The sequence below is a fragment of the Shewanella halotolerans genome, from assembly GCF_019457535.1.
GTDB lineage: Bacteria > Pseudomonadota > Gammaproteobacteria > Enterobacterales > Shewanellaceae > Shewanella > Shewanella halotolerans.
Window position 1 is genome coordinate 2,054,282 of sequence record NZ_CP080417.1, and the last position, 22,272, is coordinate 2,076,553.

The 22,272-nt window shown below is 55.0% G+C and carries 12 protein-coding genes; 4 read left to right on the top strand and 8 right to left on the bottom strand.

Going from position 1 to position 22,272, the window contains the following annotated elements:
• Positions 1-3 precede the first annotated feature (3 nt).
• Together tamB and K0H81_RS08785 are read right to left on the bottom strand one after the other, a co-directional pair.
• Positions 4-3,936, bottom strand: coding sequence for an autotransporter assembly complex protein TamB (gene tamB, locus K0H81_RS08780; RefSeq protein WP_220060599.1), 3,933 nt, complete (start codon positions 3,934-3,936; stop codon positions 4-6).
• Entirely contained in the window at positions 3,933-5,723 is a 1,791-nt protein-coding gene (locus K0H81_RS08785) for an autotransporter assembly complex protein TamA (protein ID WP_258406453.1), read from the bottom strand. The genes tamB and K0H81_RS08785 overlap by 4 nt, the downstream gene beginning before the upstream one ends.
• 229 nt (positions 5,724-5,952) lie before the next feature.
• Here K0H81_RS08785 and K0H81_RS08790 point away from each other — a divergent pair, with 229 nt between their 5' ends.
• The 3 genes from K0H81_RS08790 (at position 5,953) to K0H81_RS08800 (ending at position 11,455) form a co-directional block, all read left to right on the top strand.
• Entirely contained in the window at positions 5,953-6,960 is a 1,008-nt protein-coding gene (locus K0H81_RS08790; RefSeq protein WP_144203223.1) for an isoaspartyl peptidase/L-asparaginase family protein, read from the top strand.
• A gap of 439 nt (positions 6,961-7,399) precedes the next feature.
• On the top strand, positions 7,400-10,237 hold the full coding sequence (locus tag K0H81_RS08795; protein WP_220060601.1) for an ExeM/NucH family extracellular endonuclease: 2,838 nt from the start codon (positions 7,400-7,402) through the stop codon (positions 10,235-10,237).
• Between the two features lie 288 nt (positions 10,238-10,525).
• Positions 10,526-11,455: a universal stress protein gene (locus K0H81_RS08800; protein WP_220060602.1), complete on the top strand. Its 930-nt coding sequence runs from the start codon at positions 10,526-10,528 to the stop codon at positions 11,453-11,455.
• Between the two features lie 202 nt (positions 11,456-11,657).
• On the opposite strand, the gene K0H81_RS08805 is transcribed toward K0H81_RS08800, so the two are convergent.
• The 4 genes from K0H81_RS08805 to K0H81_RS08820 all read right to left on the bottom strand — a co-directional run bounded on the left by K0H81_RS08805 (position 11,658) and on the right by K0H81_RS08820 (position 17,262).
• Positions 11,658-11,978 carry a YdbL family probable chaperone protein gene (locus K0H81_RS08805; RefSeq protein WP_220060603.1) on the bottom strand — a complete coding sequence of 107 codons (321 nt, stop codon included), beginning with the start codon at positions 11,976-11,978 and terminating at the stop codon, positions 11,658-11,660.
• Positions 11,979-11,999: 21 nt separating this feature from the next.
• On the bottom strand, positions 12,000-12,143 hold the full coding sequence (locus tag K0H81_RS08810) for a YnbE family lipoprotein (protein WP_160290154.1): 144 nt from the start codon (positions 12,141-12,143) through the stop codon (positions 12,000-12,002).
• Positions 12,144-12,320: 177 nt separating this feature from the next.
• Positions 12,321-16,178: an intermembrane phospholipid transport YdbH family protein gene (locus K0H81_RS08815; RefSeq protein ID WP_220060604.1), complete on the bottom strand. Its 3,858-nt coding sequence runs from the start codon at positions 16,176-16,178 to the stop codon at positions 12,321-12,323.
• 229 nt (positions 16,179-16,407) lie between these two features.
• The gene (locus tag K0H81_RS08820; protein ID WP_220060605.1) at positions 16,408-17,262 is read right to left on the bottom strand and encodes a D-hexose-6-phosphate mutarotase; all 855 of its coding nucleotides are present in this window, start codon (positions 17,260-17,262) and stop codon (positions 16,408-16,410) included.
• Between the two features lie 251 nt (positions 17,263-17,513).
• Between K0H81_RS08820 and K0H81_RS08825 the strand changes: the two genes are divergently transcribed.
• Positions 17,514-19,304, top strand: coding sequence for an acyl-CoA dehydrogenase C-terminal domain-containing protein (locus tag K0H81_RS08825; RefSeq protein ID WP_220060606.1), 1,791 nt, complete (start codon positions 17,514-17,516; stop codon positions 19,302-19,304).
• 137 nt (positions 19,305-19,441) lie between these two features.
• Here K0H81_RS08825 and K0H81_RS08830 read toward each other — a convergent pair whose 3' ends face one another.
• A complete protein-coding gene (locus K0H81_RS08830; RefSeq protein WP_220060607.1) occupies positions 19,442-20,041 on the bottom strand; it encodes a DUF938 domain-containing protein in 600 nt (199 codons plus the stop codon).
• 115 nt (positions 20,042-20,156) lie between these two features.
• Positions 20,157-22,235, bottom strand: a complete 2,079-nt coding sequence (locus tag K0H81_RS08835) for a bifunctional 2',3'-cyclic-nucleotide 2'-phosphodiesterase/3'-nucleotidase (protein ID WP_220060608.1) — start codon at positions 22,233-22,235, stop codon at positions 20,157-20,159.
• Between the last annotated feature and the right edge of the window lie 37 nt (positions 22,236-22,272).

Here is a 22,272-nt window from a genome sequence, read left to right on the forward strand (position 1 = left end):
GTGTTAATCGATATCGAAGTTGTAGTAGATATCCAGTGTCTTGGAGATGGTACCCGAGACGCTCTCCAGATAGAGCTGGGACATCAGGTAGTAGCGCACCGTCATCTCATAACCTGGGTTGAACACCCCGACACCATATTTGACCATAAGATCTTCGCCGATGAAGCCACTGATGGCGACCTTGCCATCGTCGTTGGCGTCGAACTGCACGTTGGAGATGCCGAACTTCTCTATGATGCTGGAGGCGGAGCTGCCGAGATTGCTAAAGGCGTTGTCCCCCAGCTGATTGCCCAGGGTGAGGGCGGCGCCCATCATCAGGGCATTGTTTTGATCTGAGCTGGTGTTATTCAGCCCTGTGCCCTTGATGATGTAGGAGAGGATCTCCGCCTGCTCCTTGGCAGGGTTGGAGAAGAGGGTGACCACAGGTTTTAGCGGTGTGCCGGTAATGCGCACCCCGGCGACCACATCTTCATCCTTGATCTCGCGAATTGCCTCGATATTCAGGTTAGGCACCGCCATGGGGCCGACAAATTGCACCTCACCGGCCTTGATTGAGAGGGTCTGACCCATAAATTTGTAGTTACCGTTAACCACCTTGATGTCGCCATAGAGTAGCGGCGGCTTGAAGGCGGCCTGGCGCAGCTCCAGGGTGCCCACCAGCATGCCTCGGAGCCCCATGCCGTCTATGGTGAGCTTGTCGCCTACCTTGATCGCTATCTGGCTGGTGACGGCGATGGGATCTTTCACCTGGGCTTGACTGGCCAGACTGTCGTTGAACACCACGTCGCTGGACTCGGCCACGCCGCCCTCGGGCAGCTGGACGATTTTGATGTGGCCAGATGGCACATCCAGCTTGCCGCGAATATCCAGGTGCTTATCGCTAAAGCTGATGTCCAGATCCGGCGACACATCCAGTATCGCCAGCGGTGGCTGAATGATGGCCAGCTTGTCGCCGCTAAAATTAAGATCCCCCTTTAGGCCCTCTTGCCAGCCAATCTCGCCATCTACCTTGGTCTTGCCATCGCCCATGGTCCACTGACCTTTCACCTGGCCCGTCTGCCCCTGCAGGGTGAGTTTGAGGTTGATGTTATCCAGCAGGGTCGGGTTAGCGGCCGCCGCCAGTTGGCCATTGACCAGATCTAACGTGCCGCTGAGATCCGGTTCATTCAGCGTACCGCCCAAGATGATGGCGCTGGAGATCTGACCGTCGAGCACCTCAAGCTGAGGCGTAAAGTCGGCCAGGGCATGCAGGTCGATATCTTTAAGATCTATCTTGCCGCTCAGCCTGTGCTCGGGATCCGTGCTTATGGTGAGCTGACTGTCTATCTTGGCAAACCGCTCAGATTCCAGCTGTGTGTCTATGGCCAGTTGCAGCTCATCCAAGCGGGCCTTGAGGTTGAGGTAATGGTACTGGGCCTCAATATGGCGCTTGGTGGTGGTGAGATCGAACTGTCCCGGCGCCATGGCCAGGGTTAGCTGACCCGTGGGCTTGGCGCCCTTGGCCCATTGAAGCTCGCCATCGAGCTGAGTCGGCCCCTTCCATTTAAGATTTTCAGGCAGCACGGGTGACAGCAGGGCGCCGAGATCGCCGACAAATTGCAATCGGGTATCGCCCTTGTCGCCAAGCTCTGCGGTGTCGGTGAGGCACAGACTGGCGGCGTCATGTCGCCAACAGAAGGGCGAGATCTCGCCCTTGGCGTGTTTATTGTCCCAATAGAGGTCGATGGGCTCATCCAGCGCCATGGCGCCGAGGCGAGAATTGAGGCTGATACGCTTTATCTTGGCGTCGAAGCGCTGGGTTTTCTCGTCGAAGGTGGAGGCGATAGAGGTGTTAAGCTGCAGGTCGCCATAGGTCTGCAGGCCCAGTTTCTGTTTGGCCATATCCCCCTTGAAGCCCAAGGTGAGGTTACTCAGTGCCATGCCTTGCCCCTTGATACCCGAGGACTTCAAGGATAGGGCAAACTGATGTGCATCCTGGGGGCGGTAGAAGGCGATAAGCTTGGCCTTGTCTACCGTGATATCGGCGTACTTAAACTCTATGGTGTCGGCGTTGATGGCCACTTCCGGGTGCTCGTCATCGCCCGAGACATTGATCACCGCCTTGATGGCGCCGCTGGCATTGGGATCCCACAGGCTCAGCGCGGGCACGCTTAGCTGACCGTCCAGCGCCCAGGCATCATCTACCCGTCCGGAGAGGGTAAGCTGCGATTCCAGGGCGTCGAGCTGCAGATGCTCTGCGTTAAGCTGGAACTTATCGTTCAGGGAGATATCCCCCTGAAGCCTCAGGGGGTATTGATCCACCTGACCTTCGAGATCCGCCTGGCTGATGCCTACCGACCACTGTTTATCGCTAAAGCGTCCCTGGCTATGCAGGCTGCCGCTTATCTGAGTTTCGGGCAGAGGTTTATCAGGCATTACATCCAGCTGGGCAAGATCTAAGCCTTGGGTGTCGGCCTCTAGCTGCCAGCTAATCGTCTCGCCGTAGCCCAGGTTGCCCTTAAGATCTAGATTGCCCATCTCGCTGTCGACGGTAAGCGCCGCCACCTCGACTTGCTTATCCTGATGGGTCAACTGGGTCTTCAGGCTTAACCAGGGGTGATAAGGAGTCTTAAGCTCACCATTTAGACTAAGGCTCTGGGACGCTAAGCTGCCGCTCGATGTAAGGGCCAATGCCTTGGCCTCATATTGGGCCTGAACTAGCGGCCACATCAGGTGCGGGCTGGAAAGCGTCATCTTATAGGGCATTGCAGGCGTGCTCAGGTTCGCCTCGGCATCTAGGTCCAGCGCGAGGTGACCCTCGCCCTTAAGCTTAACGGCAAGGGCTGAGAAACTGCCGTTGATCTCGGCGTTCAGGTGCTGGCGCTTGAGATCCGGCAGCTCGCTGACCTTGTTGCTGGTGAGATCCGCCTCGATATGCAGCGCCATGGGATAGTCTTGAACCAGGCTCATCTCACCATCGAGGCGCGCCTTACCATAGTCATGATCTAGGGTCAGGCTATCGACGGTGATCTTATAGCCAAGGTAGCTGCCGGCAAGGTCGATAGCGGCAAATTTGTCTATGCGCTCGCCGAGCCTGAGCTCACTACCGGCCAGATGTGCGCCATCGACAAAGATGGGCATGGGGATCTCGACCTCGGGCAACTGACTCAAGGGCCAGCTCGCCTGCGCGTCTCGCTGGTCAGCTTTTACCTGATTTTGAGCCTGCATTTGGCTATTAGTTTGATTTTGCTGCGCGCCATCTTCGCTCTGTCCAAGGGGAATCGAGACCAAGAGTCCGCTGCTGTCGAGCCGATTGACCCTCAGGCCTGTCTCTAACCAGCTGGCCTTGGCCGCGAGCTGCTCGGCATTAAACTGCATCTCATTGACCCGCACCCTAATCTGATTGAGGTCGCTCTGGTTGAGGATTATGCCGATAGGCAGGGTGAGCGGACTGTGTTCCTTCGTTTCGTCAGTTGGCGCTGCCTCCTCGAGAGGAGCGTCTGGCGATGTTGAGGTGAGCAGGTCTGTATCGATATCGACCCTTACCGCATCGGCGCCCAGCGAGTCGACACATACCTGGCGCTGTAGCAGGCACAGGGGGCGCCAGTTGAGGCTAAGCCCCTCTGTTTCGACCTCTATGCCCGTCATCTGCCACTTGGCATGTTCCAGTTGCAGCTGACCGTTGAGGGTACCGCCGCCGTAGCTCAGGCTTAAGTCCGGCACCAAGAGATCGGCGAGATTGACCGCGATACGACTGCCAAAGGGGGTGCCTATCAAGATGGCCAGCAGGATGAGCAGGGCCAGCGGCAGATAGAGCAGCACCCTGACCAGGTTACGCAGCCAGCAGAGCAGGCGGTATAGCAAAGATCTCTGTGCTGCCGTTTCGCCGCTCTGCGTCGATAGCAGCTGTTCCGGCGACATCTGGTCTTGGTCGATTCCATCTGGCCGCTCTATCATAGCTCGGCCCCCATAGTGAGATGGATGCGCCAGCTGCGATCAACTGTCTCAGTCTCCTTAAGGCCCACACCCAGGTCGAGCTTGATGGGGCCGATGGGGGAGATCCAGTGGACACCCCCGCCCACAGAGACGATGGGCTCGAACTGCTTATCGTCGAAGGCATTACCGGCATCGACGAAGGTAGCCACTCGCCAGGTAGGGGTGAGATAGTATTGATACTCCAGGCTGCCGACCATGAGGTAGCGGCCACCGACTACCATGCGGGCCAACTGATCTTGGCTGTTGGTATATTCGATATAGGGGCCAAGCTCCTGATAACTATAGCCGCGGATACTCTGATCGCCCCCGGCAAAGTAGCGCAGCGAGGGGGGCACCATGGGCAGATCCTCTTCGCTCACCAGGTTGGCGCCCAGATCCAGCCGGGAGACAAACCTGTGCTTGTCGAAGAAGGTGTCTATCCACTTAAACTTGGCCTGTAGCCGGGTCAGACGCAGATCTGAGCCAAGACTCGGGTCGGCATGCTCCAGGCTGTAATATTGAAAGAAGCCCGACTTAGGATCCAGGCTCTTGTCGCCACGGGTGGTCTTGGAGAGGCTGGTGCCGAGCAGCAAGACGTCGGGATTGTACTTGATATCCGACTGGGTATACTCTTCGTTGATGGCATCTAGCGAATAGGTAAACAGCCATTGATTTTGCAGGCGTTTCTGCCTGACGACCCCCACGAGTTTCTTGATCGATTCCAGCTCACCCGTGTTGCGATAGTCGCGCTTATCGGGATCGTAGATCTGGCTCACCCCATATTTATCCCTCAGCAGGCCGAGCCGTAGTTTAAGCTGATCGTCCAGCGGATGGGTGAGGGGAATGGTATAGGTGGTTAGAAACTTGGGCCTGTCTGGCGACCATTCGACGCTGGTCTCCTGTGAGTGGCCATAACGGTTGATCTGCGGCGTGCGCCAGGTCACCCTGACTCTCGGCTCTATGTTATTGTCGATGGAGTTGCCTATGTCGGCGCCCAGACCCAGCTCGATGGAGTGGCTGGGTTTAGGCGTTACCTCTACCCGAATAGGCACTCGGTCATCCTGCATCTTGTCCAGCTGTGGCAGCACCTTGATATTGGTGAAGTAGCCGGTATCCACCAACTCACGGTTGAGGGCGCCTATCTTACCCGTGCTGTAGTGGGAATCTGGCTCAAAAGGGATCAGCTTGTCGAGAAACCCAGGCACTAAGTCGTGACCATTGAAGCTGACCTCGCCGATACGATAGCGTGGGCCCGAGTCGTAATGCAGGCTGATCTGCGCGCTGTCGAGATCCCGGTTGACCACTATCTGATTGGTCAGATATTTGCCCTCGAAGTAACCCCTGGCCAGGGCGTAGGTGAGCAGCTGCGACTTGATCGCCTCATATTCGCCATGATTGAGCACATCGCCGGGTTTGACCTTTATCTGTCTGAGCCAGGCGTTGATCACCTCATCGTCGAGGATCTCGCCGGACAGCTGAATATCTATCCACTGGATCACCGTCGGGGCGCCTGGGGTGACGGTTAGGCGGAGCGTCCAGGGGCCAGATTCTGGGCTCTCCAGCTGCTGGTCTATCTTGCCCTTGTAGTAGCCCAGGGAGTGTAGTGCGGCCTCTATGTTCTCTTCGGCGTTGAAGATATAAGCGCGGCGCTGTACCTCTGAGCTTGGGAGGGCGCCGAGGTGGGCGGTGATGTTGCGTTTAAGTGACTCGCTCGCACCGTCGACCTCGACCTTCAACCAGTCGTTTGCCCAGACGGGGGAGACACCCATGCTGAAGCTGAGTAGGGCGAGTATCGATAGCCGGGATAAGGTCGCAAAGATCCGCAAGAAAAAGGCTCTATCTAGTTGAAAAGTTTGTTGCTGTTTATTGTCGCAGATTATAGAGGCCAAGCAAGATGGTGATTGTAATTAATGATGAAAATCGGTACAAAGAAGGCAAACAATAACGAGGAAGCCTACCGTGAGAAGCACTTTTACCCCCTCCCTACTGGCCGGCCTGATGGGCCTGTTGATCAGCACAGGCGTAGCGGCCGAAACCCAGCCATTTTCCATCGCCATCCATGGCGGCGCCGGCACTATCTCTAAGGCCAATCTAACCGAGGCGCAGCAGCAAGCCTACCGCGACAAGCTAAAAGAGGCGGTGGATGCCGGCTATAAGGTGCTCGAGAAGGGGGGCGATAGCCTGACGGCGGTGACCACTGCCATCAATATTCTCGAAGACAGTCCGCTGTTTAATGCGGGTAAAGGCGCGGTTTACACCTATGACGGCACCCATGAGATGGACGCCTCCATCATGGATGGCCGCAGCCTCAACGCCGGCGCCGTGGCCGGGGTGAAGCATATTAAGAACCCGATCAACCTGGCGCGCGCCGTGATGGACAAGTCGCCCCACGTGATGCTCTCGGGTCAGGGAGCGGAGGAGTTTGCCCTGAGTCAGGACTTTAGCCTGGTTCCTGTGACCTATTTTGATACCGACAGTCGCTATCAGCAGCTTCTCGATGCTAAGGCCAAGTTGAAGGCGGCCGAGAGCAAGGAGGCGGGCAAGCCTGACTATCAGGCCTCGGTTAACTATCTGGATCTGGATTACAAATTTGGCACCGTGGGCGCCGTGGCGCTGGATAAACAAGGCAACCTGGCGGCCGGCACCTCGACCGGCGGCATGACGGTCAAGCGTTTCGGCCGTATCGGTGATTCGCCGGTGATCGGTGCCGGTACCTATGCGGAAAACCAGGTGTGCGCGGTGTCGGCCACCGGCCATGGCGAGTATTTCATTCGCTACCATGTGGCGGGGGATATCTGCGCCAAGGTGAAGTATCAACAAAAATCGATTCTGCAGGCGGCGGATGAGGTGATCAACCAGCGCCTGATCACCGCAGGTGGTACCGGCGGGGTGATTGCCATCGATCAGCGCGGCAACATCGCCACCCCATTTAACACCGAAGGCATGTACCGCGCGACCCGCAAAGGCGGCGAGCCGGCCAAGGTGATGATCTGGCAGGACAACTAAGCGCATTCAACAAAAAGCACATCCAACAATAAGCAATCCAAAGTATTGGCTTGTTTTGAGCCGAGCCTGGGCATATAGCCCTGGGCCTGGCTTTAGCTTCTATCTCTTATCTCTAAGCTCTTATCTTTAAGCTGCTTATCTCGTACTTCTTCACGTTAGATTCTAAATCAGTTTACCTCAGTAAACCCCTGTCGACTGACTTCATCGAGACGCTGATAAAAGAGGATTGTGCTGCAAAATCGCCTCTAAGCTGTCAATTGTGCTTAAGGCTCGACGTATTGATTTTATGTAAAATTTGTAACCTCTTTGTCACTAAGCTGATTTATAGTGTGCGCTGGTCGAAGGATCAGCACCGCAGTAATTTGAGCGATAAGACTCGGATACTGTCTAGCACAGCACTAGTTAAACACTAGGTTAATGGATAATTTTAGGGGTTAATATGTTTACCAAAGCAAGCGCGCTTGCCTTGGCGATTGGTGGTGTCTCCACCTTTGCCCAGGCCGCAGACGATCTGATCATCTCAGAGTATGTAGAAGGCAGCAGCAACAACAAGGCCGTTGAATTCTACAATCCCACCGGCGCCGCCATCGATTTAAGTCAATATCAACTCGAGTTCTACTTTAACGGCAGCACCAGTGCCGGCTCTACCATAGCCCTTAGCGGTAGCCTGGCTGCCGGCAAGACCTATGTGCTGGCCGATAACGATGCCGCCGGTGAGATCTTAGCGGTCGCCAACCAGCTAAGCACAGCCAGTTTCTTCAACGGTGACGACACCTTAGTGCTGCGCAAGCAGGGCCAGGTGATCGACAGTCTTGGTCAGTTGGGCACAGATCCGGGGTCAGAGTGGGGCAGCGGCGAACTGTCGACGCAGAATAACACCCTGCGCCGGGATCCTAACCAACTGATCGCCGATACTCAGCTCGATGATGCCGTGACCCTGGCCACCTGGACAGGTCATGCACAGGATGATTTTGGCGATCTCGGCCAGTTTGCCAGTCAAGGCCCGACAGATCCAACTGACCCGACGGATCCTACCGAGCCGCCGGTGAGCCTTGTCTGTCATGATCCGGCCACCAAGATCTCAGCACTGCAGGGCAGTGGCGATATCAGCCCGCTCAATGGTCAGAGCGTAACGGTCGAGGCGATCGTCACCAGCAATCAGGAAGCTGGGCTCAAGGGTCTGTTCCTGCAGATGGCCGATGCCGAGGTTGACGCTGACATCAACACCTCAGAGGGGGTCTTCGTTTATACCGGTGGTTCGCTGGGTTATCAGGCGGGCGATCGTGTGCGTCTGACCGCCACGGTCAAGGAGTACAACGGCCTGACCGAGCTGACCAATGTTAGCGAGCACGCCTTGTGTGACAGCGCTCAGGAGTTACCGAGCGCCGCCGAGGTGAGCCTGCCACTGGCCCAGAGCAGCGACCTGGAAGCAGTCGAAGGCATGCGTGTACACTTTACTCAGAACCTGGTCGTGAATGAGGTTTATAACCTGGGACGCTACGGCGAGATCTTGCTTGGTAGCAAGCGTCACTTCATTGGGACTCAGGTGGCCGAGCCTGGCAGTGACGCGCTGGCGGTGAGTCAAGCCAACGCCTTAGACTCAGTGCTGCTGGACGACGGACTAACCTCGCAAAACCCAGATCCTGTGCGTTACCCAGCACCAGGCCTAAGCGCCGACAATACTGTGCGTGTGGGTGACTCGATTACCGGGCTTAACGCCGTGATGCACTATGGCTTTGGCAAGTATCGTCTGATGCCAATCGATACGGTTAATTTCGTGGCGACCAACCCAAGAAGCAGCGAGCCAACCTTGGCCGCCGGCGGTAACCTCAAGGTCGCCAGCTTCAACGTGCTGAACTACTTCAACGGCGATGGCCAGGGCGGCGGCTTCCCGACGGCTCGCGGCGCCGACACGCCAAGCGAGTTTGCCCGTCAGCGCGCCAAGATCATCAGCGCCATGGTGAGCATAGACGCCGATATCTTTGGCCTGATGGAGATAGAAAACGACGGCTTTGGTAGCGAATCTGCCATCAATGACCTGGTGAGCGGTCTGAACCAGGCGGTGGGCGAGACAAGATATCAGTTTATCTCGGCGCCAACGCCAACCATAGGCACAGACGCCATTACCGTGGGCATGCTGTATCGTAGCGATCGCGTTACGCCTGTGGGCGCGGCCAAGGTGCTGTCTAGCGCCAACTCGCCGCTGGATGAGCAGGGTGAGGTGCTGTTTAACGATGGTAAGAACCGTCCGAGTCTGACCCAGGCCTTCGAGGTCTTGGGTGAAGAGCAACAACTCGTGGTGTCGGTAAACCATCTTAAGTCCAAGGGCAGTGACTGCATCAGCCTGGGTGACCCAGACCTCAACGATGGTCAGGGTAACTGCAACCTAACCCGTACCCGCGCGGCGACCGCCCTGGGGGCTTGGCTGGCCAGTGAGTATGGCGAGCTGCCAACCCTGGTGATTGGTGACATGAATGCCTATGCCAAGGAAGATCCAATCGATGCGCTACGCGGCGCCGGTTACCTCGAGCTGTTCGACCATCTGGGCAAGTCGGGCGCATACTCCTATGTCTTCTCCGGTGAAACGGGGCAGCTTGACCATGCATTGGCCAATACTCAGTTAGCCGACAGGGTTGTCGATGTGGCCGAGTGGCATATTAATACCGACGAGCCAAGACTGCTGGACTACAACGAAGAGTTTAAGTCTGCCGGTCAGATTGAGTCGCTCTACAGCAGCGATGCTTATCGCTCTTCGGACCATGACCCTGTGGTGATCTCCCTGCTGCTGGAGCGTGAGACCATAGCGCCAGTCGCCAGTTTTAGTTATGAGCTCCAGGGCCGTACCCTGAGCCTGGTGAGCAGCGCCACGGATGAAGATGGTGAGATCGTCGATTATCAATGGGATCTCGGTAACGGTGAGACCGCCAGCGGCGAGCAACTAAGCTATCGCTACGCTAAGGCCGGTGAGTACCCAGTGACCCTGACGGCAACCGACAACGATGGTCTGAGCCATAGCGTGACCCAGGTGGTCAAGGTACAGGTGAAGCAGCAAAAGCCTGTTGCCGTTATCGAGCATCTGGATCTCTGGTTTATGGATCTGTTCATCTCGCTAAGCTATGACACTGACGGTGAGATAGTGTCGCAGTCGTGGAAGTTTAACAATGGCAGCAAGCAGACGGGCCCGGTTGCCATCAGCTTCGGTCACCGCGCCAGCAAGGTAAAGCTGACGGTTGAGGATAACGACGGCCTCAAGGGTAAGGCAAAGTTGAATTTTTAGTGTTTAGTTTGCGCCGATTGAAATGGCCACCTTAGGGTGGCCTTTTTTATGCTTAATTAATGTCTATATTTATGTAATCTAATGATTTTAATGGCTAAATAGCCGCATTGCTTTCAGCTAATAGCTAAAGGTTTGCATTGGGGCTGGGTTAGCTAAAAATGTTCTTAACAATAATCATTTCTATTATCATGCGGTTGGCGCTAACCCTTGTCAATAAAGGGCTAGCGCCATTTTGGCGCCTCTGGCTTGAACTACAATTAGGTGCGAATCCTAGGTGAGAGCAAAGTTATGGATAGCTATCAGAGACTTTTAGTGGTTGTTGATGAACACGATTTTAGTTTAAAGGCCGTTTCCCGTGCCGTGTATTTGGCCAGTAAAACCCATGCGGCAATCATAGTGATGATGTTAGAGCACAGCCATTTCGTCAATCGTCTGGTGGACACCTTCGAGGCCGATGCCAATGAGGTGCAGTCCCAACCCCTGACCAAGGAGCGTAAGCTGAGTTGCTTAAATGCCTTTATCAGTCAGGCCGCCCAATCGGGACTTTCCATCTCCAAGGCGTCTATCGCCTGTCATTGTAGCGACGATGTACTGCAGTTTTGCGACGATTTCAAGGTGGATGCGGTGATCTTGGCCGCCTCGCGCCATAAGCTATGGAACTGGCTGACCATCAAACCGTTGGATGTGCGGCTGATCCGCGAGTCTTCCCGCCCCGTGGTGGTGGTTAAGGACCACCTGTGGCAACCCGGCGGGCATATTCTCTCTCTGGTTGAGCCCTGTGCCGATGATGTCACCCACAGGGCGCTCAATGACGCCGTGCTGCAGACCTCGGAGCATTTCTCTCAGCTGTTGGCGGGGGATTGTCATCTGATCGATTGCTACTATGGTGAGACACCAAGCATCTCTTTCCACCAGGCGCTGGCGCCTGCCAATGATGAAAATTTCCATCTGCAGCAGATGTCCAACTACTCCAGTCGTTATCATCTGCAGCCAAAGGGGACCACGGTGAGCAATCATCATCTTCATCTGGCCAAGTCACTGCCGGAAGATGCTATCGAGTCCTTAGCCAAGGAGGTGGATTCTGAGCTGGTGATCGTCGGCGATACCGGCAATGGCAGCATGTTTTCTAACATGTGCGGCCATGTGGGGGAGCAGGTGATCGACAGGATCCAATGCGATCTCTTGGTCGTTAAGCCCCAAGGCGCTCACGCCATCTAGCCCTTGTATGTTTGAACGCGTCACTGCGAGAGTAGGTGGTTAGTCGCCACAGCAATAGGAATTAAGGATACAAATAAGCGACGCATCTAGCGTCGCTTATTGATTAGGGACTTATCACAGGTTGAATGAGAACTAGCAGACAGAGTTATGAACCGTGACTTCTTGACCCCTCAATTTTTACCCCATCTATTCTTTGCACTATTTATTTCTTGACCCATTTTCCTTGGGGAGTCTGAATATAATGGCCCTTGGCGGTAGCCGCTATCGCCTTCTCGGCGGCCAGCTTGGCCACATCATCTACGCTGATCTGGTTCTTGCGGGCGATCTTTTCGTAGTGCGCCTTGCGCTTGGCGTTGACCGACTTGGCCAGGGCGCTGGCTTCACTATTGTTGACCACCACACCTAGATAGCCGTTGACCTGTTCGCCCACTAATCCTTGCGCCTTGGCGTCTTGCAACGAGATGGCGAAGGCATTGAGGCTGAGAAGAAGTCCGGCCATGAGGAGGAGTATTTTGCTTTTCATTTGGATCACCTTATACCTTGATTAGAAGAGTTCATCGTTGTTGATCAGCTCATCGAGCTCTTTATCCACCTTAATCTTGATCTCATGTTCAATCTTAACGTTAAGGTTGATAACGATAGGCTTCTCAGGTGGCTCTATCTTGACCGTTGGCGTGCAGCCGCCCATGAGCAGCACGGCGGCCAGGCTCAGGGTTATCGTCGGCAAGGTTAGCAATTTCTTCACAGTGCTTCCTTAATCTGGTTGAAAATTCTATTGGCTATGGTCTTAGTGTAGATCCCTAAGATGACCATAGGCTGAACGTTTGGCTATGACTCTGACAGTTATGTCGCCTCTTGTACGGAACTAGTTGGCCATGGCCCGCTCGATTTCAGTCTGCAGTCTATCACCGATTTGTAAACTCTTGAGTAGCTGCAACATATTTTCTTCCTGAGCGTAGTTTAAATGGATAGGACGTTCAATATCTTTGGCCCGTCCCTTCACCTGAACTTTTAGCAGGGCATCGCCGTTGGGGGCCATGTCGAAACTGCTGGATAGCTGGGTGTAGTGCAGCTCCTCCAGGGCCGAGAAGGCGAAATCGAGATAGGGTTGCGACAGGCGCATCTGCAGCACGGCCGGATTGTCATCCACCTTGATGAGGCCACCGGGGGCCCGCGCCGCGAGCTGACCATTGGTGATGCTCACCTGACCATGTTCGAGCTGCACCGGCAGCACGCCGTCGAAGATGCCATCGGCATAGATGCCGGTTTGGGGCTGGGCGGCGAGCAGCTGCTCTAGATCAAGCCCCTGCAGCACCAGATAGGCGGAGGAGGGGGCGCCGAGGTTCAGGTTAAAGATAGGCAGTAAGATCTCGCCCCCCAAGGTGTTGGCCCTGGCATCGAGCTTCACATCGGCGCCGCTGAGCGCCAAGGCTGCACCTGTTTGAGCACCGAGTGCGGCTTCCATTTCGCCTTGGGTCAGATCTAATTTGAGCTTGGCGTGGGCGTTGATGTCGGTGATCAGCACCCCTGGATTGAAGGCGGCGACCTTGAGTGACAGCGGCTCACAAGCGAGCTTTGCCGTTTGAGAGCGAGGCGCTTTGACACCATCTAACTGGCATTGGCCGGTAAACTCTGCCTGCTCGAACGGCAGGGCGTTATAGCTACCCTCACTGAGCTTAACCTCTGGGGTCAAGGCAAAGGCAAAATCCATCTTATCGCCCCGCCAGTTGAGGCTATGCTGGCTGGTGAGATTGATATCGCCGATTAAGGGATTTTCTAGGCTTGTGCCTTGCATATGGGTTACACGCTTCATCAGCTCGTTGGCATCGCTTGCTAGCGTGAGTTCTCCGGTAAGACGGCTGGGCTTAAGGGAGTGAGTCAGCGCAAGATGATGCTCGCTGTAAAATGGCAGGCCATCCAGGTTCCACCGCTCTTCGGTCGCGAGTTGATAGCCTGGCGACGGATCTTTTACTAAGCCATCGTGCTCAGATTGGATCAAAATTATTGATGGCTCAGCTACAGGCCCTGAATAGGACTTAGTACCTGAACTGCCAGAAGTTTGCAGGGCACCTTGCCATTGCAGCGACTGACTCAGGCTGGTGCTGGGCAGTTTAAGCAGCGTCTTGCGGCGCAATTTATTGAGGCGAACACTCTCCTCGCTCACCTTGAGATTGGTCAGCTGGTAGTTCACCTCACTCAGCCAAGGGGAGGCTAACAGGGCATCTGGCGACAGTGATAACGTCGACTGTGATAGTGTCGCCGCGGCGCTTTCCGCTTCTTTGCCAGCCTTGGTGGCTCCTGGCGTTAGCGCTATGCTCTGGGTGGCAAGGCTTAACTCATCCAGATTGACCCGAGTGGTTCTTACTTGAGTTGTTTTAACTTGAGTGGTTTTAACCTGAGCTTGAGCCTGTTCTTGGCCCTTTCCCTGAACGGCTTTTTGCTCGCTGGCGGCCAGCTTAATAACCTTTAACCCGACGGGGGGGATCACCAGAGCTTGCGCATCGAGGCGCAGTGGCTGCGCGGCTTCGAGTACAAATTCACTCGCGGTAAGTTCGCGCTCCAGCGGCTTTGCTGCCCTCTCTATTTTTGAGGTGTCTGCCATTGTGGCCTCTGGCAGCCTCAGATGAGGGGAGTGAGTGACACTCCTAAAGCTCGTTAGCTCGGCCACAAGCGGTTTGTCTGGGCTAAAGGTAAAATGACCTGCGCCAAAACTCGTGCGAGTCTGCTCGCTGGTTAGCTGTGCTTTTGGCTCTTTGTTAGCCATCTCCTGCATCGCTGGCCAGCTTAGATGATGTCCATCGATCGCGACTTTTAGCCCTTGCCAGTCGAGGTTTAGCTTAAGTTCTGGCCCGGTGTTTAGGCTGAAATTAAGAGGCGCCGGAATTTCTGTGGTGATCCTGCGCGCGCCCACCTTAAGGTCTCTCTGATTAAATTCGGGTTGCGCTAGGTTCAGCTCGCCCGCCAGGGTGAGATTAATAGATCTATTTCCCGGCAAATCATCTGTCGCATCTGCTTGTCTGGCATCCAGCTCGCCTTCTAGCTGTAGATTGGCTTTGGCAAGATTGAGGCGATTGTCTATGGGCGTTTCAATACCTATTTGCGTGTCATCATTAGCTTCTGTTTCGCAGCTGACAATCGTCTGTGGATAGGGGGGCAGGGTTAGACACAGCGGCTGTTTAAGCTCTGCATCAAGTTGCCAGTTACCGGTGAGCAGCCAGGCTGAAGTTGGCTTCGATTCAGGATTTTTTTCCAGCCTAGCCTTTTCAAGCTTGGCTGATAGCACTAATCCCTGAGTTTCAATCTTGGCGGTGAGAGCTCCTAGCTTCAAGTCTGCATCTTGGAGCGAAAAATCGAGCGCATCTTCACCATTCATCTCTTGGCCAAGCTCCAGGGAGAGCTTGGTGGTTTGTTGACCGGCTGAGCGCTTATCATGTGCCTGCTTATCATGAGCCTTCTTATCATGTGCTTGCTCATCTAGAGATTGAGCCTCAAGCGCCGTGAGTAGGGCGGTGACCAGCTCAGATTCACCTGCCAGTTCTCCAAGCTGCCTCAGCGATGTGTTGCTGGTGACCAAAGTTGGCGACAGCGTTAAATGCAGATCGTTAAGGGGGCCATTCAGTTCAAGTATCATGCTCTGACTGGACTGAGCCTGATTGGATTGTGCATGACTTAATTGAGTTTGACGGGACTGACTGATATTCGTGCCGTCTTGTTTGGCATGTCCCAGGCCCGTCACTGCAATGCTTAGCTCTGGCGATAGCGGCTGACCACCAAGCCGTTTCAGCTTGATGTTAAGCCCATCAAATTCATGGCTTGAGTGAAGTTCTCCCTTGATAAGGTCTAACTCGCCGCGGGAGTTGAGGCTGCCGCTTAGGGAAAAAATTTCGGTTAAACGCTCATTAACATCATGCAGGGCCGTGACTAATGCAGGTGCCTTTGAAAGGCTTGTAGCCGGTGCCTCTGAAACGCCAGACGCCTCTGAAACATTAGATGCCTGTTGCTTAGCTGACGTGTCTGGATCTTGTTCACTTGGGGCGGCGGTCGAGGTGAGCATGCTGAGCTCGCCGATGAGGCGGCCAAGGGGCTCGAATTCGAGCCTACTCTCGAGTTGCCAGCGGGTCTTCTCGAGTGTCGCCGCAAGGCTCAGCAGGGGTGCCTGATAGAAGCTGAGGGCGCCGGTAAGCTGACCTTGATTATCCAGGTTAAGATAATCCAGCTTGAGGCCCAGGGGTTGTATCTTTGAGGCGCTAGCTTGTTTGGCTAACAGGTTGAAGCTGACTTCGCCCAAGGCGATCTGCGGAAGGGCGCCCAGGTTGAGGGCACTGCTGGCGCCTGATGCTTGCTCACGACCTAGATTATCGAAATAGTCCTGGCTCAGTGATACCTCGGCGCGGCGCACCGAAAGCGAGTCTATCTGGGTGAGACCCATTGGCGCCGATTGCCAGTCTTCGGCGAGTGTGAGCTCAAGATCGTCGAGTCTCACCAGGTTGCTATCGACCTTAAGCAGCGCCATGGGCAGCTTGAGCGCCATCAGATCGTTGGTGCTTAAGCGCAGACTTTCTATGCTAATGCCAGCATCAGCCAGATAGGGATTAGCGAGACGTTTAACCAGGTATTCCAATTGACTCGCCACTAGCACGAAGAGCAGCAATAGCAGCAGGGACAGCGCCATTGCGCCGGCTATCCATTTTATGCTGCGGGAGGTAAAAAAACGTCGCGACATCTGTCCCTGTCTCTGATTATTTAGCGAAAGTTGCTAGCGCTGGTTACTTAAGGTCTCAATGATTGAAACTAACCTTTTCATTTTAGCGCTCTCGCCACTAAAACCTATGCAGTAAAACCTATTACCACCAGTAAAACCTTTGATCAATAGGAGAGAGCGGCTTCTATGTATCGCTAGTTTACCGGGCTAAAGAGGGCACCTTATTCACCTGGTGCCCAGAAACTCAAGTTTAGCCCTGAGGTTGCCAGCGGATATGAGTGCTCAGGGTATGAGACTCACCCGGCGCCAGCTCGACCCTATCTTCCAATACATTGGCGGCCTCAAGGCAGACCATGGTGAGATAATCCTGATCATTAAAGCGCGACAGACGCTTAGATTTCTCTATCCAAGGATTCCACAGCACCGCCGATCGGCTGTTATCGCGGCGCACCTCTATGATCCCCTGTGGGGTATGCAGTAGCTGGCAGTCGCCAAGCTGGGTGTAGACACGGTCGGTTTCCCGGTCAAATAACACTTTCTCTCCCTCCTGCTCGAAGGGGCCTTCACCAAATTCGATATAGCGGGCATCGCTAAAGCCACTGGCCTTAAGCTGATGAATATCTTCGATAGGGAAGTAGGTGTGCAGCGCCTGGGTCAGATTGAACGGGGTATCACCCAAGTTGGTGTTGATCAGGCTGACGCTTAGGCTATCGCTTAAGGTAAAGATGAGCTCGACTCGGCTTGGATGCGCCCAGTACTGCCTGTCTTCATCGCTTATGGTCAGGCTAAACTTGAGCTCCACCACCTGATCCTGCATCTGCACCGAATCTAGATTCCATAGACGGGTACGGGCAAAACCGTGTTGCGGCCACTGAGGGTTCTCATGCATGCCAAACCAGGGCCAGCAGACAGGGATACCGCCCCGGATGCCGCTACCCGGCTGATAGTCGTCGGCGCTCGATACCCAGAGCAGCGGGGCTTGCCCCTTAGGCTGAAACCTGTCTATCTGGGCGCCTTGCATGAAGATGCGTGCCTGACAGAGATCGGTATCGACCTCGACATATTCGAGTCCCTGGGGATGTTTTTTTACGGTTACAGAACCCATAAATGCTCCTCACGAGTTAAGCCGGGTTGATCATTTAGCTGATGACCTAGCTTACAGAGTTTTCGTTGTAAGCTGTAGTATGACCTTGATTGTTTTTAAGCTTTTCGACGCTCGAAATAAAACAGCCGAGTATAAGGGCTGTATTTTTGAGCAGATTTGGGTAAAGTGGTCGGAGCACTATAGTTGAGCGAGCGCTAATGTCCCGGCTAGCGCCTGTTCGTTTTGGGTTTCGACAATAGAAGGAATAAGGAATGCCAATCTATCAAGCTCCACTGCGCGACTATCAGTTTATTCTCTCCGAGCTACTTAACATCTATGGGCGCGATGACCTTCAGGGATTCGATGAGATCGACGCCGAGCTGACTGACGCCATTCTTCAAGGGGTCGCCGACTTCACCACAGAGATCATGCTGCCGCTCAACAGCCAGGGCGATACCCAGGGTTGCCAGCTGGTGGACGGTCAGGTGCGCACCCCCGAAGGCTTTAAGGACGCCTATCAGCAATACGTGGATAACGGTTGGGCGACACTCACCAGCGACCCAGAATATGGCGGTCAGGGTCTTCCCGAATGTATCGGGGTGTTTGCCACTGAAATGAAGACGGCGACCAACATGGCCTTTGCCATGTATCCAGGCTTAACCCACGGCGCCTATGCGGCGATCCATGCCCATGGCAGCGACGCGCTCAAGGCCAAGTACCTCGAGAAGCTGGTCTCGGGCGAGTGGACCGGCACCATGAACCTGACAGAGGCCCATGCGGGCACGGATCTGGCGCTGCTGCGCACCAAGGCTAAGCCGGTGGGCGAAGACACCTATGCCATTAGCGGCGAGAAGATCTTCATCTCATCCGGCGATCACGATCTGGCCGACAACATAGTGCACCTGGTGCTGGCGCGTTTGCCCGATGCGCCCGATGGCGTGAAGGGGATCTCCCTGTTTGCCGTGCCCAAATATCTGGTGAATGACGATGGCAGCTTAGGTTGCCGCAATGGCGTCGAGGCCAGTGCCCTAGAGCATAAGATGGGGATCCACGGTAACTCTACCTGCGTCATGGTGTTCGACGGCGCCATCGGTGAGCTGGTGGGTGAACCCCATCAGGGCCTGAGGGCCATGTTTACCATGATGAATGAGGCGAGACTCGGCGTGGGCGTGCAGGGGCTCGGGGTCTCTGAGATCGCTTATCAAAATGCCCTGAGTTACGCCAGAGAGCGCCTGCAGGGGCGCGCCTTAAGCGGCGTTAAGGCGAGTGAATCGCCGGCCGATCCGATTTTGGTTCATGGTGATGTCAGACGCATGTTGATGGCCCAGAAGGCTTTCAACCAGGGCGCCAGAGCCCTGATGGGCCAGCAGGCTCTCTGGCTAGACGAGTCTCACCGTCATCAGGACAAGGCCAAGGCGACCATAGCGGCCAAGTTAGCGGCGCTCTTTACCCCAGTGGTGAAAGGCTTCGTGACCGATCAAGGCTTTAAGGCCTGTGTCGATGCCCAGCAGGTCTATGGAGGCCATGGCTATATTCACGAGTGGGGCATGGAGCAGTTTGTGCGCGATAGCCGCATCGCCATGATCTACGAAGGCACCAACGGCGTGCAGGCGCTTGACCTCGTTGGGCGTAAACTGCTTGCCGATAAAGGCGAGGCGCTGGGGCTCTGGTCTGAGATGGTTAAGCCGTTCCTGGCTAAATATCTCGAGGATGAGTCGCTGAAACCTTACCTGATGCCGCTGATGGAGGCCACGACCGACCTCGAGAAGGCGACTCAGTATATCGTCGCCAACGGGGTGAAAAATCCAGACATCATAGGCGCCGCTTCTATGGGGTATCTGCAGATCCTGGGTATAGCGGCCCTGGGCTGGATGTGGGCGCGGATGGCGGTCAAGGCTCATCAGGCTATGGCGGCGGGCGAAGAGGAGGCCTTCTATGCCAACAAGCTAGTGACGGCGAAGTTCTACATGAGTTACTGGGCGCCTCAGACCCGGAGTATCCGCTACCAGATGGAGCGTAGCTGTGAGCTGCTGACTCAGTTACAAGACAGCGATTTCGACTAGGCCAGATTCGATTCGGCCAGATTCGAATGGGCAAGTTAGGATTGAGCCAGATTCGAGCTAGCAAGAAGGGCCGCAAGGCCCTTTTTTAATGCCCTTTTACTTGCCGATTTAAAGAGTAAACGACAGGGGGGATGTTGTTAGCGCATGAAATGCAGCAAACGGTTGTTGGCCGGCATCTCATGGTCGGCTAGCAGATTGAGGCCTGCAGCTTCGGCGAGTTCAGTTATCCATTCTATGTCACGGATGCCACTGTGGATGTTGCGATGCTTGAGCCAGATATCGAACTGGCGATTGCTATCGCTGGTGTATTGGTTGTTGTAGTTGAAGGGGCCGTAGACGCAGAGGCTGCCAGTATCGCTGAGGTGACGATCAACACCTCTGAAGAAATCGGTCACCATGGCCTCGCTCATAATGTGCAGTGTGTTGGCGCTAAAGATGCCGTCGACCTCTCCCTGTGCCAGTGGCCAGGGGGCGGTGACATCCAGGCTGACGGGCTTTGCGATGTTATCGCCGCCCTGCAGGGCGATTCGCTTCTCGAGTGGCTCGATAAATCGCGGCTGATCGCTTGGGCACCAGGTGAGATGGGGCAGGTGCGCCGCAAAGAATACCGCGTGTTGGCCCGTACCGCTGCCGACCTCAAGCACTCGCCGTGTGGTCCTAAAGCTCTGTTTCAGTACCGCCAGAATAGGCGCTTTGTTGTTTTCGCAGGATTGTGAGGGCAGTTGGCTGAGAGACATAATGCATGTTGATTGTGGGCAGTGAGTGTCAATCTACGATATTTCAGCGCCTGTTCGCAAGCCAATAAAAAAGCGCCCGCAGGCGCTTTTAACTATGAGGCTCTTTACAGCGTGATCATTTCGCGACGGGATCGTTGGTTAGATCGATGCGGTAGATGGCAAAGCCAAGGGCATCAGGCTCGGTCAGCTTTTCCATCTTGCGCAGCTGGTTGTCGCTGATGAACTTGTCGGCCTTGTCGCTGTTCTGAGTCTCGAAGCGGATGTCCAGCGCCACCTGAGTGTTGATGGTCTTGAAGTCCCAGTTGTAGTCGGCTCTTGGGTCGACCATGCCATCATAACCACCCTGATCGTTTGGCTTGGATTGCGCCGTGATATAGGCGGCCAGCGCCTCACGGTTGGTGTCTGGCAGCTCCATCACCACATACTCTGAGCCCGTACCGGCAAACTTGCCGCCAAAGGCGCGGTAGTTGTTAGAGGCTACGATAAACTCCTGGGCGCTAAGCGCATCACCTGTTAACACCTCGCCTGTTGGCGTGGTGTAGGCCAGATCGACGATACGCTGGGCGTTCTCGTTGCCAGCAATAACGGCGCAGTTACGGTCAAACTTGCTTGGCTGAGTGACATCTATCTTATAGGTCACGCCGTCGATCACATCGAAGTTGTAGGTCGGATGGCCATTCCAGTTGATCAGTGACTGAGGCTCGCTCGAGCTTGGATCTATTTGATTGAACTGGTTGGCACTACACTCTAACCAGTCTTTCAGCTCGACGCCTGTGATCTTCACCGCCACCATAGTATTAGGGTAGAGATAGAGATCGGCGGCGTTCTTAAAGGTCAGATCGCCGGCATCCACCTGCACGAACTGCGAGGCATCGGCCTCGGTGGCGTGACGCCCACCCGCCTTGAAGGGGGCCGCTGCCGAGAGGACTGGGATCCCCTGCAGCGATTCGGGTAGCTTGGCGCTCACCTGGGCAATCTGAGCATCCGAGACGATTTGTACCGTAGGATCATCCTGTACCAGAGTCAGGAAGCTATACATATCCGCCGCGGCGACCCCTATGGGTTGATCCACGAAGGCCAGGGTGCCTTGATGCTCAAGCTCGACCGCATCGTGAATATCTTTATCGGCGTCTACCAGGGCAACCTTGTTGGCGCCATCATAGATGGGACGCGCCTCAGTCTGGGCATCGGTTACCGACCAGGTGCCATCTTTGAGGGTCAGCTTAAGATCCACCACCCCTAAGTTGTCGCCCCAGCGGCCCGGCATGACGGCGGCCACACCGTTGAGTAGACCCTTCTCCACATCGGTATTGGGCAGATCGGCATAGTTGGCGTGTGGGAAGATAGAGTGGCTATGGCCGAACATGATGGCGTCAATGCCTTCGACATTGGTCAGGGCGAAGGTGGCGTTCTCGGCCATGGCATCGCCTGGGTTTTCCGTCGAGCCAATGCCAGAGTGGGGGATGGCGATGATCACATCGGCGCCCTCGGCCTTCATCTTAGGCACGAACAGCTTGGCTGTCTCTATGATATCTTTAGCTTCGACCTTACCGGTCAGATGCTGCTTGTCCCACAACATGATCTGTGGCGGCACGAAGCCTATGTAACCTATCTTGATGGTGTGTTCACGCCCCTGAGTGTCGATAACCACTTTTTCCTTGATCAGGTAAGGGGTAAACAGGTTGTCGCCTTTCTTGATGTCATTCCAGCAGTCATCGGCCGCGCAGTAGACGTTGGCGTTGATATAGGGGAACTCGGCGCCGCTGAGGGCCTTCTCTAGGAACTCCAGGCCGTAGTTAAACTCATGGTTACCTATGTTGGCCACCTCATAGTCTAAGGTGTTCATCGCCTTGTAGGCCGGGTGAACATCGCCTTCATTCAGGCCGATCTTGGCCATGTAGTCGCCCATGGGGCTTCCCTGAAGCAGGTCACCGTTATCCACTAGCACGAAGTTAGTTGCCTCTTTACGGGCGGCGTGGATCAGGCTGGCGGTGCGCGCCAGGCCTATGGTGGGATCGACCTTAGACTGGTAGTAGTCATAGTCCATGATGTTAGTGTGCAGATCTGTGGTTTCCAGTACCCTGAGCTCCACGTTTGCCGAGGTGATCGTATCCTCATCATCATCGTTCCAGCTACAGGCGGTGAGTCCGATACTCGATGCGATAACCACGGCTAATAGTTTTTTATTAAACATATCCATCAATCTCTATTAATTATTGTTTGACCCCGAA

What these genes read in the sequence shown, in the direction of transcription:
- K0H81_RS08810 (WP_160290154.1), bottom strand. Translation starts at nt 12,143, where the DNA reads ATGGGCGGCTGCACGCCAACGGTCAAGATAGAGCCACCTGAGAAGCCT.
- K0H81_RS08825 (WP_220060606.1), top strand. Translation starts at nt 17,514, where the DNA reads ATGCCAATCTATCAAGCTCCACTGCGCGACTATCAGTTTATTCTCTCC.
- K0H81_RS08795 (WP_220060601.1), top strand. Translation starts at nt 7,400, where the DNA reads ATGTTTACCAAAGCAAGCGCGCTTGCCTTGGCGATTGGTGGTGTCTCC.
- K0H81_RS08830 (WP_220060607.1), bottom strand. Translation starts at nt 20,041, where the DNA reads ATGTCTCTCAGCCAACTGCCCTCACAATCCTGCGAAAACAACAAAGCG.
- tamB (WP_220060599.1), bottom strand. Translation starts at nt 3,936, where the DNA reads ATGATAGAGCGGCCAGATGGAATCGACCAAGACCAGATGTCGCCGGAA.
- K0H81_RS08800 (WP_220060602.1), top strand. Translation starts at nt 10,526, where the DNA reads ATGGATAGCTATCAGAGACTTTTAGTGGTTGTTGATGAACACGATTTT.
- K0H81_RS08815 (WP_220060604.1), bottom strand. Translation starts at nt 16,178, where the DNA reads ATGTCGCGACGTTTTTTTACCTCCCGCAGCATAAAATGGATAGCCGGC.
- K0H81_RS08785 (WP_258406453.1), bottom strand. Translation starts at nt 5,723, where the DNA reads ATGGGTGTCTCCCCCGTCTGGGCAAACGACTGGTTGAAGGTCGAGGTC.
- K0H81_RS08805 (WP_220060603.1), bottom strand. Translation starts at nt 11,978, where the DNA reads ATGAAAAGCAAAATACTCCTCCTCATGGCCGGACTTCTTCTCAGCCTC.
- K0H81_RS08790 (WP_144203223.1), top strand. Translation starts at nt 5,953, where the DNA reads ATGGGCCTGTTGATCAGCACAGGCGTAGCGGCCGAAACCCAGCCATTT.
- K0H81_RS08820 (WP_220060605.1), bottom strand. Translation starts at nt 17,262, where the DNA reads ATGGGTTCTGTAACCGTAAAAAAACATCCCCAGGGACTCGAATATGTC.
- K0H81_RS08835 (WP_220060608.1), bottom strand. Translation starts at nt 22,235, where the DNA reads ATGTTTAATAAAAAACTATTAGCCGTGGTTATCGCATCGAGTATCGGA.